This window comes from Cardiobacterium sp. (assembly GCF_057314735.1).
On sequence record NZ_DBHKZK010000053.1, the window covers coordinates 17,792 to 31,900 of the forward strand.

Consider the following 14,109-nt stretch of genomic DNA (forward strand, 5'->3'; position numbering starts at 1 on the left):
TTATGGTGAACGCGTTACCAGCGGAAGTGGGCGAACGCGCGGTTCGCTTCCGCCATACGGTGTGTGTCGTCACGTTTTTTGACCGCTGCACCACGATCTTCCAGCGCTTCGAGGAACTCGGCCGCAAGGCGTTGCGCCATGGATTTCTCATTACGCTTGCGTGCTGCTTCAATCAGCCAGCGCATTGCCAGGGCGTTTTGGCGAACCGGACGAACTTCCACCGGCACTTGATAGGTCGCACCGCCAACACGGCGGGATTTGACTTCTACCGCAGGACGAACTTTTTCCAGCGCTTCTTCCAGCACTTCAACCGGTTGCAGTTGCTTTTTCTCGGCGGCTTTTTCCAGCGCTTCATAGACGACTTTTTCAGCAACCGATTTTTTGCCGCTGACCATCAGGATATTGATGAATTTCGCCACTACGACGTTTCCAAACTTCGGATCCGGCAGAATCTGGCGAATCGGAGCACGTACTCTTCTTGACATAAAACGGTTTCCTTAACTTATGACTTGGGACGTTTGGCGCCGTATTTGGAGCGACCCTGTTTACGGTCTTTAACGCCGGCGGTATCCAGCGCACCACGCACGATGTGATAACGCACGCCCGGCAAGTCCTTGACCCGTCCGCCGCGGATAAGCACCAAAGAGTGCTCTTGCAGGTTGTGCCCTTCACCGCCGATATAGGCGGTTACTTCGTACTTGTTGGTCAAACGGGTACGTGCAACCTTGCGCATGGCAGAGTTCGGTTTTTTTGGGGTGGTAGTGTACACACGGGTGCACACGCCACGCTTTTGCGGACAGCCCTGCAATGCAGGAACGTTGTTTTTTTCTTTTTGGCGCGTACGCGGGCTGCGCACGAGCTGGTTAACGGTTGCCATGAAATAATCTCTCCAGATTTCTCATAAATTAATTTAAATCAGCGCCTCAACGCCAAAGGTGGCGCATGGTATGCGTCTGCCCCGTTGTTGTCAAGCCCGCCGGTGTCCCGGCAGGGCTGGCGCTTGCATGATGGCTTACTCGGTGTCGTCAATACCGTCGTCTGGCATTTCTGCTTCAGCCATCACCACTTTTCCGCTTTCGTTTTCGGGTTCTTCTTTGACCATTTCAAACAGCGCCTGTTCTTCCTCGCGGTTGGCGCGACGCTGCTGGTGATAGGCCAATCCCGTGCCTGCCGGAATCAGGCGGCCGACGATGACGTTTTCTTTCAGACCGCGCAATTCGTCGAAACTGCCCAGCACCGCAGCCTCGGTCAGGACGCGGGTGGTTTCCTGGAACGAGGCTGCCGAAACGAAGGACTCGGTTGCCAGGGATGCCTTGGTAATACCCATCAGCACCGGTTCGTAGCGAACCGGCAGTTTGCCTTGGGCTTGCAAGCGGTCGTTCTCGCTGAGAACCCGCTGCAAATCGACCTGCTCGCCGACGATCAGACGGGATTCGCCAGCATCGAGCACCATTACCTTGCGCAGCATCTGACGCACGATAACTTCGATGTGTTTGTCGTTGATTTTTACACCTTGCAGACGGTAAACGTTCTGGATTTCGCGCACGATATGTGCCGCCAGTTCCGCCACACCACGCAGGCGCAGAATGTCATGCGGGGTCAGCTCGCCATCAGCCAGCACGTCGCCCTGCTTGACCTGCTCACCTTCAAAGACGTTAAGACGACGCCATTTTGGGATGAGAATTTCGATGACTTCGTTGTCCTCGGTGCTGATGATAAGCCGCTGTTTGCCCTTGGTTTCTTTGCCGAAGGAGACGGTACCGGTTTTTTCGGCAAGGATTGCCGGTTCTTTCGGTTTGCGTGCTTCAAAGAGGTCGGCAACACGCGGCAAACCACCGGTAATGTCCGCCGTTTTGCCTGAAGCCTGCGGCATCCGCGCCAAAACATCGCCCACTTCTACTTTGGCGCCATCGTCAAGATGGACGATTGCGCCGCCCGGCAAGAAATAGTTGACCGGCAGGTCGGAACCCGCCTGTTTGATTGGCTGTCCGTTATCGTCCAACAGTTGAATCAACGGGCGTTTGTCCTTGGCGGAGGTGGAGCGCAGCGCGTTATCCATGATGGTACGTACTGTCAAACCGGTGTCCGCGTCAGAGGATTCCTGCACGGTAACGCCATCCTCAAAATCATGGAAGGCGATGCGCCCGCTGACTTCGGCAATAATCGGGTGGGTGTGCGGATCCCAACTGGCGAGCAGTTGTCCCTGTTTGACTTCATCGCCGTTTTCGATTTCCAGCGTGGCGCCGTAAGACACTTTGTAGCGCTCGCGTTCGTGGCCGTTCTGGTCGATGATTGACATTTCGCCGGAACGGGAAACCGCGACCAGCTTGCCGTCTTTATTGGTGACGGTTTTGATATTGGTCAGGCGCACGGTACCGTTGGTCTTCGCTTCAACCGAGCCGACGGCCGCCGCGCTGGATGCCGCACCACCGATGTGGAAGGTGCGCATGGTCAACTGCGTTCCCGGCTCGCCGATGGATTGGGCAGCGATGACACCGACCGCCTCCCCAACATTGACGCGGTGGCCGCGTGCCAGGTCGCGTCCGTAACATTGTGCGCAGACACCGTAGCGGGATTCACAGGTGATGACGGAACGCACCACCACGCGGTCAACACCCGCGTTTTCCAGCACGGCGATTTCTTTTTCTTCCAGCAGGGTACCCGCGTTCAAGACGACTGCGCCTTCCTGGTTAACGACCGGTTCGGCCAGTACGCGACCCAGCACGCGATCGCTCAGGCGTTCGACCACGTCGCCGCCTTCAACCACCGCCTGGATTTCAAAGCCGCGCGTCGTGCCACAATCTTCTTCGTTGACGACCACGTCTTGCGAGACGTCCACCAGACGACGGGTGAGATAACCGGAGTTCGCGGTTTTTAGCGCGGTATCGGCGAGGCCTTTGCGCGCGCCGTGGGTGGAGATGAAGTATTGCAGGACGTTCAGCCCCTCACGGAAATTGGCGGTAATCGGCGTTTCGATGATGGAGCCGTCCGGCTTCGCCATCAGACCACGCATCCCGGCGAGCTGGCGAATCTGTGCCGCAGAACCCCGCGCACCGGAGTCGGCCATCATGTACACCGAGTTGAAGGATTCCTGCTTGACCGTTTCGCCGTCGCGGTTGACCACGTCTTCCTGACGCAGGTTGTCCATCATTGCCTTCGCCAGTTTTTCGTTGGCACGCGACCAGATGTCGATGACCTTGTTGTATTTTTCGCCTTGGGTGAGGAGACCGCTGGCGTACTGGTCTTCGATTTCCTTCACTTCGTCTTCGGACGTTTGCAGGATTTCAGTTTTCGCCGCCGGCACGACCATATCAACGATGCCGATGGAGGCGCCAGAATAGGTCGCATAACGGTAGCCGGTGTACATCAGTTGGTCGGCAAGGATAACGGTTTCTTTCTGGCCAATCTGGCGGTAGCACTGGTTGATCAGGTTGGAAATCGCCTTTTTGTTCATCGCGCGGTTGATGAGGTCAAACGACAACCCTTCCGGCAGAATTTGCGACAGCAAGGCACGGCCAACAGTCGTCTGGATGCGGCGGAAATTCTTGACACCGTCTTCGTACAAGTCAAGACGAACTTCAATTTTCGCTTGCAGATGCACTTCGCCTGCCTGATAGGCACGCTCCACTTCCTTGATGTCGGCAAAGCGCATCCCCTCGCCTTTCGCGTTGATGCGCTCGCGCGTCATGTAATAGAGACCGAGTACCACGTCCTGCGACGGCACGATAATCGGCTCGCCGTTGGAGGGTGAGAGGATGTTGTTCGAACTCATCATCAGCGCACGCGCTTCCAGTTGTGCTTCCAGCGACAGCGGCACGTGTACCGCCATCTGGTCGCCATCGAAGTCGGCATTAAATGCCGCACACACCAACGGGTGCAACTGGATGGCCTTGCCTTCAATCAGAATCGGTTCAAACGCCTGAATGCCCAGGCGGTGCAGCGTCGGCGCGCGGTTGAGCATGACCGGATGCTCGCGGATAACGTATTCCAGTGCGTCCCAAACTTCCGGCTCGTCGCGCTCCACCATCAGCTTCGCCGCCTTGATGGTCGGCGCCTGTTCTTTTTCAATGAGTTGCTGGAAGATAAAGGGCTTGAACAGCTCCAGCGCCATCCGCTTCGGCAGACCACACTGGTGCAGGCGCAGCGTCGGGCCGACCACGATCACGGAGCGACCGGAGTAATCGACGCGCTTGCCGAGCAGGTTTTGGCGGAAACGCCCCTGCTTGCCCTTGATCATGTCGGCGAGCGACTTCAGCGGGCGCTTGTTAGAACCAGTGACAGTGCGGCCACGGCGACCGTTGTCAAGCAGCGAATCGACCGCTTCTTGCAGCATCCGCTTCTCGTTGCGGACGATGATGTCCGGCGCGAACAGCTCCAGCAGGCGCTTCAAGCGGTTGTTGCGGTTGATGACGCGGCGGTAAAGGTCGTTCAAATCCGAAGTCGCAAAGCGGCCAGAATCCAGCGGTACCAGCGGGCGCAGGTCAGGCGGCAGCACCGGCAGCACGTTGAGAATCAGCCATTCCGGCTTGCCGACCACTTTTTTCGGGTCGTCCGGGTCGGGGACAAAGGCATCAATCAGGTTGATGCGCTTCACCAGCCGTTTTTTCTTGGTCTCGGAAGAGGTTTGCTCCAGCTCTTCTTTCAGCGTTTGCAGGACATCGCGCCAGTCAGTGGTACGCAGGATTTCCTGAATCGCTTCCGCGCCCATCATCGCCTTGAATTCGTGACCGTATTCTTCCACCGCCTGCAAATAGGCTTCTTCGTTGAGCAACTGGTTTTTTTCCAGCGGCGTCATGCCCGGATCGAGGACGATGAAGGATTCAAAGTACAGCACCCGCTCGATTTCGCGCAGGGTGAGATCAAGCAGCAGACCGATGCGCGACGGCAGTGATTTCAAAAACCAGATGTGCGCCACCGGCGTTGCCAGTTCGATATGCCCCATGCGCTCGCGACGCACGCTGGATTTGGTGACTTCCACGCCGCACTTTTCACAAACGACACCACGGTGCTTGAGGCGCTTGTATTTGCCGCAAAGGCATTCGTAATCCTTGATTGGCCCGAAGATTTTGGCGCAAAACAGGCCGTCGCGTTCCGGCTTGAAGGTGCGATAGTTGATCGTTTCAGGTTTTTTGACTTCACCGAACGACCAGGAACGGATCATGTCGGGGGAAGCAAGGCCGATGCGGATGCGATCAAAGTCATCCACGCCGTCCTGCGGTTTGAACATATTGATGAGTTCTTTCATGAGAAAACCTGCCTGCGTTGCTTATTCTTGTTCCAGATCGATATTGATGGCGAGCGCCTTGATTTCTTTGGTGAGGACGTTGAACGATTCCGGCATACCCGGGTCAATTTGCAGATTGCCATCGACGATGTTTTTGTACATTTTGGTACGCCCTTCGACGTCGTCCGATTTCACCGTCAGCATTTCCTGCAGGGTATAGGCGGCGCCATAGGCTTCCAGCGCCCACACTTCCATTTCCCCGAAACGCTGCCCGCCGAACTGGGCACGACCACCGAGTGGCTGCTGGGTGACGAGCGAGTACGGGCCGGTGGAGCGGGCGTGCATTTTGTCATCAACCAAGTGATTCAGCTTGAGCATATACATATAGCCAACGGTCACTTCGCGGTCGAACGGTTCACCGGTACGCCCGTCATAAAGCCGGGTCTGGCCGCTCTTCGGTAACCCGGCCAACTCCAGCATCCGCTGTACTTCGCTTTCTTTCGCGCCATCGAAAACCGGCGTCGCCATCGGCACTCCGGCACGCAGGTTTTGGCAAAGCGCGACCAAATCTTCATCGCTGAGCGAATCAATCGCCTCGCGCTGACCGTCGTGGTTATACACCTCGTTCAGGTAATCACGCAGTTTGCGCGGTTTTTCGTTCTGATCGAGCATCTCGCCAATGCGCAAACCAAGACCGCGCGCCGCCCAACCCAAGTGGGTTTCCAGCACCTGGCCGATGTTCATCCGCGACGGAACACCGAGCGGGTTGAGGCAAATATCAACCGGGGTACCATCTTCCATATAGGGCATATCTTCCACCGGGACGATGCGTGACACTACCCCCTTGTTACCGTGACGGCCTGCCATCTTGTCGCCCGGTTGCAGGCGGCGCTTGACGGCGAGATAGACCTTGACCATTTTTAGCACGCCCGGCGCGAGGTCATCGCCCTGGGCGAATTTGGCCTTCTTCTCCTCGTAGTAATCCTGCAACTCGCGCCGCTTGTCGAGCAGCAACTGGTGCATACCATCCAGTTGCTCGTTGATGTCAGCTTCCTGCAAGCGCAGGTCGAACCACTGCTCCGGCTTGAGTTCGTTCAGCAGGGCTTGGTCAACCAAATCGCCTGCCTTGCGTTTCGGCGCTTTTTTGATCGGCTGTTCGAGCAGCAAGCGCGTTACCCGTTCATGAATATCGCTCTCGAAAACGCGCAACTGATCTTTGATGTTTTTGGCGATACTCTCGATTTCCATCGCCTCGATTTCCTTCGCGCGCGCATCTTTTTCCACGCCATCACGGGTATAAACGCGCACATCAACGACAGTACCATCCATGCCGGTCGGCACGCGCAACGAACTGTCTTTCACGTCTGACGCCTTCTCGCCAAAAATCGCGCGCAGCAGTTTTTCTTCCGGCGACTGCGAACGTTCACCCTTCGGCGTAACCTTGCCGACGAGAATGTCGCCCGCCTTCACCTCCGCACCGATGTGAACAATACCGGTGCCATCCAGCTTCGCCAGCGCACTTTCCTTGACGTTCGGGATGTCGCTGCTGATCTCTTCCGAACCGAGCTTGGTATCGCGCGCGACGCAGGTCAGCTCTTCAATGTGAATCGTGGTGAAGCGGTCTTCTTGGACGACACGCTCGGAAATCAGGATGGAGTCCTCGAAGTTGTAACCGTTCCAGGGCATGAAGGCGATAAGCATATTCTGCCCCAACGCCAGTTCACCCAAATCCGTGGACGGACCGTCTGCAAGCACATCGCCACGCGCGACAACATCGCCCGGCTTGACCAGCGGTTTCTGGTTGATACAGGTGTTCTGGTTGGAACGGGTGTATTTGGTGAGATTGTAAATATCTACCCCCAAACCGCCCGGCTGTACTTCATCATCATTGACCTTGACGACAATACGCGAAGAATCAACGAGATCAATCACCCCACCACGTTCAGCACGCACCAGCACACCGGAATCGCTGGCAACGGTGCGCTCCATGCCAGTACCCACCAGCGGCTTGTCAGCACGCAATGTCGGCACCGCCTGGCGTTGCATATTCGAGCCCATCAGCGCGCGGTTGGCGTCATCGTGTTCAAGGAAGGGAATAAGCGAGGCCGCAACGGAAACAATCTGTTTCGGCGAGACGTCCATATAGTCAATGCGATCGGCGCGCGACAACATAAATTCATTTTCAAAACGCGCAGAAATCAGGTCATCACGGAAAGAGCCGTCTTCATTGAGGGCAGCATTCGCCTGGGCAATGACATATTTGGACTCTTCAATAGCGGAAAGATATTCCGTTTCCATTGTCACCTTGCCATCAATCACCTTGCGATACGGCGTTTCAAGGAAGCCATATTCATTGGTCTTGGCATAAACGGCGAGCGAGTTAATCAAACCGATGTTCGGGCCTTCCGGCGTTTCAATCGGACAAAGACGGCCATAGTGGGTTGGATGCACGTCACGCACCTCAAAACCGGCACGTTCGCGGGTCAAACCACCCGGCCCCAGCGCGGAAATGCGACGCTTGTGCGTGACTTCCGACAAGGGGTTGTTCTGATCCATGAATTGCGACAATTGCGAAGAACCGAAAAATTCCTTGATTGCGGCAGAAACCGGTTTCTGGTTAATAAGGTCTTTCGGTGTCAATTGCTCAGATTCCACCTGGCTCAGGCGTTCCTTGATGGAGCGTTCCAAACGTACCAAACCGATGCGGAACGCATTGGCTGCCATTTCGCCAACGCAACGAATGCGACGGTTTCCCAAGTGGTCAATATCATCCACCGTACCGTCGCCATCTTTAATGGCAATCAGCGTCTTCAACACACGAACAATATCTTCCTTGGACAATACGCCTTCGCCGGTATCACCTTCAATACCGAGGCGACGATTAAATTTCATCCGGCCTACACGGGACAAATCATAGCGTTCCTCATTAAAGAACAGATTTTCAAACAACCCGTCCGCCGCATCTTTCGTCGGTGGCTCACCCGGACGCATCATGCGATAAATTTCGGCGCGCGCATTATCCTGATCCGTCGTTTCATCGACACGCAGCGTATCAGCAATATATGCACCCCGGTCCAGCTCATTGACATAAAGCGTTTCAAACGATTTCACGCCCAATTCAACAAATTTAACCAGATGTTCTTCTGTCAGCACAGTATTGGCAGGCAATATCAGTTCGCCACTTTCCTTGTCAATGAGATCTTTGGCAAGAATTTTGCCGATAACAAAATCCATCGGCACGACCTGACTGCTCACATTTTTTTCTTCCAGCTGGCGCACATGGCGGGAAGTAATCCGCTTGCCCGCTTCAACCAGCACTTCGCCATCTGCCATAATATCGAAAGCAACCGCTTCGCCCTTGAATTGCGCCGGTTGGAATTTCATTTCCAGCTTGTTCTTGCTGATTTTGAAACTTTGCGTTTCAAAAAATTCGCCGAGAATCTCCGCATCGGTATAACCCAGTGCGTGTAACAATACCGTTACCGGCAATTTGCGACGACGGTCAATACGGCAATAAAGCAGATCCTTCGCATCAAATTCAAAATCCAGCCACGAACCGCGATAGGGAATAACGCGCGCCGAGAACAACAATTTGCCGGAGCTATGCCCGACTCCCTTGTCATGATCAAAGAAGACGCCCGGCGAACGGTGCAATTGGGAGACAATAACCCGCTCGGTACCATTGATAACAAAAGTACCATTATCCGTCATCAGTGGCATTTCGCCCATGAAGACCGGTTCGGATTCAATCACTTGCTTCAGTTTGCGTTTGTCATGATTGCCCTTGTCATAAATAGCCAAACGCATCCGTACCCGCAACGGCGAAGCGTAAGTGACTCCTCGTAACTGACATTCACGCACGTCAAATTCCGGTCTGCCCAGTTCATAACCGACATATTGCAATTCAACCAGCCCATTATGGCTTACGATCGGAAAAATGGAAGAAAAGGCTTCATGCAGACCAATATCAGCCCGTTTGTCCGAAGGAATACCTTTTTGCAAAAAATCACGGTAAGAATCAATTTGCATTGACAGCAAGTACGGTGTATCCAATACCGTAGGATGTTTGCTGAAATTCTTGCGGATGCGTTTTTTCTCGGTAAACGTATAAGTCATAGCGGCACTAACCTCGGACATCAAAATATGCGCAGGGCACGGGGAATTTGGAATACTAAAAAGATTATGAGATGACAAACGGCGACTCATTTGCCATTTGCAATCGCATCATCTTTCACAGACGACAAAAAGTACTGACGCGTGAGCGCCAGTACTTTCAGAAAAGAACCGAAACAATTTATTTAAGTTCGGCTTTGGCACCGGCGCCTTCGAGTTCAGCCTTGATTTTTTCGGCTTCTTCTTTGGCAACACCCTCTTTCAGGGTGGACGGAGCGCCATCAACAGCTTCTTTGGCTTCTTTCAGACCCAAGCCGGTTACAGCACGGACGACCTTGATAACGGCAACCTTGTTGGCACCAGCATCAGTCAGAACCACATCAAATTCAGTTTGCTCTTCCGCTGCGGCAACCGGGCCAGCAGTAGTTGGTGCAACTGCAACAGCTGCGGTGGCGGTGACGCCGAATTTTTCTTCCATTGCGGAGATCAAATCAACAATATCCATTACTGACATTTCAGCAATGGCATTCAGGATATCTTCTTTAGCGATAGCCATTTTATACTCCAAAAATTAAATCAGAAATTGTTAAACAATACCCAAGGCGCAATTATGCAGCCTTGCTTTGGCGAATAGCCTCAATGGTACGAACCAGTTTGCCCGGAATTTCGTTGAGGGTGCGCGCAAATTTGTCAAGCGGCGCACGCATACAAGCCATAAGCAATGCCAATGCCTCGTCTTTGGTCGGCAGTTTTGCCAACCGTTCCAGCTCACTGCCCGGCAACACTTCACCGGAAACGCTCAAGAACTTGATCATCTTCTTGTCAAGTTTGTCGTTTTCCTTGAAGAAATCGCGCCACAAACGCGCTGCAGCACCGGGATCTTCCATTGAGAATGCCAAAACCAGCGGGCCGACCAGACGTTCTTGCGTACACGCAAATTCAGTCTCGGCGACAGCCCTTCTGGCCAGGGTATTTTTAACCACCCGCAGATAAACGCCGGTTTCGCGGGCACGTGCGTGCAATTGCGTCATATGTGCCACAGTCAGTCCGTGGTACTCCGTCGCAACCAGCGCATATGCCTTGGCAGCAACTTCGCTGACTTCCGCAACAACCGCTTTTTTGCTGGTTAAATTCAAGCCCATTCCATACTCCTTAAGTCGGATCGGGTTACCCTAAAACCATCGGAATCCCGATGGACCTTGGTATAGCCTTTTTCAGATAGCTGAAGTCGACCTACCATCTATGCAGGAAATTAAGTTCTGGCGAACACCCGCAGTCTTTGACGATAGCTGCCACGCAGCTATCCCAAATTCCGTAATTTTATTTATGCACCAAAAGAGGCAACGTCAACGGCAACGCCCGGCCCCATGGTGGTGGACACGAAAGCCTTTTTCAGGTAAATACCTTTGGCTGCGACAGGGCGCAATTTATTGATCTCTGCAACCAATGCATTGAGGTTCTCTGCCAACTGTTGCTCAGAGAAATTAATCTTGCCAATCATTGCGTGCACAACGCCACCTTTGTCAGCACGGAAGCGCACCTGACCGGCTTTGGCATTTTCTACGGCCGTTTTGACATCAGGTGTTACTGTACCCACTTTCGGGTTTGGCATCAGCCCACGTGGGCCAAGCACCTGACCCAGTTGACCAACGACACGCATGGCAGCCGGTTCAGCGATAACTACATCAAAATCGCTACGACCACCCTTGATTTCATCAGCAAGCTCATCCATGCCTACCAAATCAGCACCTGCTGCTTTGGCGGCATCAGCTGCAGCACCTTGAGCAAAAACGGCGACACGCACAGACTTTCCGGTACCATTCGGCAATACTGCCGCGCCACGCACAACCTGGTCTGATTTGCGCGGGTCAATACCGAGGTTGATGGCAACATCAACGGATTCAACAAACTTGGCAGCCGGAATAGATTTCAGAAGCGTCAATGCTTCTACCAAAGGATAGACTTTACCCGCTTCTATTTGTGCACGATATGCTTTGGCGCGTTTAGACAATTTGGCCATAATCAATCCTCAACCTTCAAACCCATGGAACGCGCACTACCTGCAATCGTATTGACGCCCGCTTGCAAATTTGCTGCTGTCAAATCCGGCTGTTTAACCTTGACAATTTCTTCCAACTGAGCACGGGTAACTTTGCCCACTTTTTCAGTATTTGGACGGCTACTGCCGGATTTAATACCAGCCGCTTTTTTCAACAGATAAGAAGCAGGCGGCGTTTTGGTCACAAAAGTGAAACTGCGATCACTATAAACCGTGATAACAACCGGAATCGGCATCCCCGCTTCCAAACTTTGCGTCTCGGCATTAAATGCCTTGCAAAATTCCATAATATTTACACCGTGCTGACCAAGTGCCGGACCAACAGGCGGACTTGGATTTGCCTTGCCTGCAGCAATTTGCAGCTTGATGTAGCCAGTAATTTTCTTAGCCATAATTTTACTCCTGATGGGTAATAACGCCTTGCGGCTCCCCTGTTTTTACAGATCTTTCTCAACCTGATGGAATTCAAGCTCCACCGGGGTGGGACGACCAAAAATGAGTACGGAAACCTTCAGTCTGCTTTTTTCATACATGACTTCTTCTACCGTACCCATAAATTCGGCAAATGGGCCATCTATAATGCGCACTTCTTCACCGACTTCAAATAAGGTTTTGGGCCGTGGCTTTTCAGTTCCTTCCTCAATCCGGCGCAAAATTGCCTCAACTTCATGCGGCGGAATCGGCGCGGGATTTTCTGCGGTACCACCAACGAATCCTGAAACGCGCGGAATACTACGCACAACGTGCCACGTTGCATCATTCATTTCCATCTCAACCAGTACATAGTTGGGGAAAAACTTGCGCTGAGAATTGCGTTTTTTACCGTCTTTGATTTCGACAACTTCTTCCGACGGAATCAGAATTTGACCAAAACTGTCCTGCAGTCCCTCGCGTTCAATTCGCTCCATCAAGGCGCGTTTTACCTGCCCTTCAAACTGGGAATAAGTCTGCAATACGTACCACTGCTTAGACATCAGAGTAACGCCTTGACCACGCTGGTAAGTATCCAGTCAAAAATACTCAACACAATAGAAAAAATGGCCACCAACAGCAAAACTACCATCGTTGTTTTGACTGCGTCATCCTTGGTTGGCCAACGCATTTTGCGCATTTCAATGCGGGCGCCACGCATCAGGGACAAAATATGTGTGCGGTGGCTGGTTGGCCATAACGCCAAAATAGCTGCAACCAAAGAAGCCACCACGATACCGAAGCGAACAAAACCGGAAGAGCCGGTCAAAAATGTTGTTGATCCTGCCAAATAAAAACCGCCCAAAAATAAAATTACGGCCAACGCCGTAAAAAATGGATCTGAGGATTTCTTTTGTTGTTCTGCCGTATTTTGCTGCATCGCAACCTCTAGAATAATGGCAGGCGAGGAGGGACTCGAACCCCCAACCGACGGTTTTGGAAACCGCAACTCTGCCAATTGAGCTACTCGCCTGTATTTTGTGTTGAAAAGAGGGCGGGATTATAATCACCGCCCTCTGCTTTTGCAAGCGTAATATTATTCGATAATTTTGGCGACGACGCCGGCACCAACGGTACGACCACCTTCGCGAATTGCAAAACGCAGACCCTCGTCCATCGCAATCGGTGAAATCAGCTGTACGGTCATCTTGATGTTGTCACCCGGCATAACCATTTCCACGCCTTCCGGCAGGATGCATTCACCAGTCACGTCCGTAGTGCGGAAGTAGAACTGAGGGCGGTACCCTTTGAAGAACGGGGTGTGACGTCCACCCTCATCTTTGGACAAGATATATACTTCTGCCTCAAACTTGGTGTGTGGAGTAATGGTGCCCGGTTTGGCCAATACTTGGCCACGTTCGACTTCTTCACGCTTTGTACCACGCAGCAATACACCCACGTTGTCACCGGCTTCACCCTGATCCAGCAGTTTGCGGAACATTTCTACACCAGTACAGGTGGTCTTTGCGGTCGGACGGATGCCGACGATTTCGATTTCTTCGCCAACCTTGATAACGCCACGTTCGATACGTCCGGTTACTACGGTACCACGACCGGAGATGGAGAAGACGTCTTCAATCGGCATCAGGAAAGGTTTGTCAATATCACGCTGCGGCTCGGGAATGTAGCTGTCCAATGCATCAACGAGTTTGATGATTGACGGTACACCAATGTCAGACTGGTCGCCTTCAAGCGCTTTCAGGGCAGAACCGATGATAATCGGGGTGTCATCACCCGGAAAGTCGTATTCGCTGAGCAGGTCGCGTACTTCCATTTCTACCAGTTCCAGCAGTTCGGCATCATCTACCATGTCTGCCTTGTTCAGGTAAACGACAATGTACGGTACGCCTACCTGACGGGATAACAGGATGTGTTCACGGGTTTGCGGCATCGGACCGTCAGCAGCAGAACAGACGAGAATTGCACCGTCCATTTGTGCCGCACCGGTAATCATGTTCTTAACGTAGTCGGCGTGTCCCGGGCAGTCTACGTGGGCGTAGTGGCGGTTCGGCGATTCGTATTCAACGTGTGCGGTTGAGATGGTGATACCACGGGCGCGTTCTTCCGGCGCACCGTCAATTTGGTCGTAAGCCTTGAAGGTACCGCCAAAACGTTCTGCACCTACTTTGGTCAGCGCAGCTGTCAGGGTAGTCTTGCCGTGGTCAACGTGGCCAATGGTACCTACGTTTACGTGCGGCTTGGTTCGGGTAAATTTCTCTTTAGACATCTCAATCCGCCCAAG

At 53.2% G+C, this 14,109-nt stretch carries 11 protein-coding genes and 1 tRNA gene; all 12 read right to left on the bottom strand.

Translation table 11 applies throughout. The annotated features are described in order from the left end of the window. Window positions 1-14: 14 nt before the first annotated feature. The 12 genes from rpsG to tuf all read right to left on the bottom strand — a co-directional run bounded on the left by rpsG (window position 15) and on the right by tuf (window position 14,094). Window positions 15-485 (bottom strand): 30S ribosomal protein S7, encoded by a 471-nt coding sequence (gene rpsG, locus ACO54Z_RS06810; protein WP_298079616.1) that lies wholly within the window; start codon window positions 483-485, stop codon window positions 15-17. 17 nt (window positions 486-502) lie between these two features. After that, on the bottom strand, window positions 503-877 hold the full coding sequence (gene rpsL / locus ACO54Z_RS06815) for a 30S ribosomal protein S12 (protein WP_006984585.1): 375 nt from the start codon (window positions 875-877) through the stop codon (window positions 503-505). 135 nt (window positions 878-1,012) lie between these two features. Continuing rightward, window positions 1,013-5,245 (bottom strand): DNA-directed RNA polymerase subunit beta', encoded by a 4,233-nt coding sequence (gene rpoC, locus ACO54Z_RS06820; RefSeq protein ID WP_485996354.1) that lies wholly within the window; start codon window positions 5,243-5,245, stop codon window positions 1,013-1,015. A gap of 21 nt (window positions 5,246-5,266) precedes the next feature. Continuing rightward, complete coding sequence (gene rpoB / locus ACO54Z_RS06825; RefSeq protein ID WP_485996421.1) at window positions 5,267-9,340, bottom strand: DNA-directed RNA polymerase subunit beta; 4,074 nt, start codon at window positions 9,338-9,340, stop codon at window positions 5,267-5,269. Between the two features lie 178 nt (window positions 9,341-9,518). Beyond that, on the bottom strand, window positions 9,519-9,893 hold the full coding sequence (gene rplL, locus ACO54Z_RS06830) for a 50S ribosomal protein L7/L12 (RefSeq protein WP_485996355.1): 375 nt from the start codon (window positions 9,891-9,893) through the stop codon (window positions 9,519-9,521). 52 nt (window positions 9,894-9,945) lie between these two features. Continuing rightward, window positions 9,946-10,479 (bottom strand): 50S ribosomal protein L10, encoded by a 534-nt coding sequence (gene rplJ, locus ACO54Z_RS06835; RefSeq protein ID WP_298079384.1) that lies wholly within the window; start codon window positions 10,477-10,479, stop codon window positions 9,946-9,948. 182 nt (window positions 10,480-10,661) lie between these two features. Further along, window positions 10,662-11,357 carry a 50S ribosomal protein L1 gene (gene rplA, locus ACO54Z_RS06840; RefSeq protein WP_485996356.1) on the bottom strand — a complete coding sequence of 232 codons (696 nt, stop codon included), beginning with the start codon at window positions 11,355-11,357 and terminating at the stop codon, window positions 10,662-10,664. 2 nt (window positions 11,358-11,359) lie between these two features. Beyond that, a complete protein-coding gene (gene rplK / locus ACO54Z_RS06845) occupies window positions 11,360-11,788 on the bottom strand; it encodes a 50S ribosomal protein L11 (RefSeq protein ID WP_485996357.1) in 429 nt (142 codons plus the stop codon). Between the two features lie 45 nt (window positions 11,789-11,833). After that, on the bottom strand, window positions 11,834-12,370 hold the full coding sequence (gene nusG / locus ACO54Z_RS06850; RefSeq protein ID WP_485996358.1) for a transcription termination/antitermination protein NusG: 537 nt from the start codon (window positions 12,368-12,370) through the stop codon (window positions 11,834-11,836). Beyond that, window positions 12,370-12,747 (bottom strand): preprotein translocase subunit SecE, encoded by a 378-nt coding sequence (gene secE, locus ACO54Z_RS06855; RefSeq protein WP_485996359.1) that lies wholly within the window; start codon window positions 12,745-12,747, stop codon window positions 12,370-12,372. Before secE ends, nusG begins: the two co-directional genes overlap by 1 nt. A gap of 17 nt (window positions 12,748-12,764) precedes the next feature. Then, a tRNA-Trp gene (locus ACO54Z_RS06860) sits at window positions 12,765-12,840 on the bottom strand. A 63-nt stretch (window positions 12,841-12,903) separates the two neighbouring features. Beyond that, the gene (tuf, locus tag ACO54Z_RS06865; RefSeq protein WP_298079389.1) at window positions 12,904-14,094 is read right to left on the bottom strand and encodes an elongation factor Tu; all 1,191 of its coding nucleotides are present in this window, start codon (window positions 14,092-14,094) and stop codon (window positions 12,904-12,906) included. Window positions 14,095-14,109: the final 15 nt, after the last annotated feature.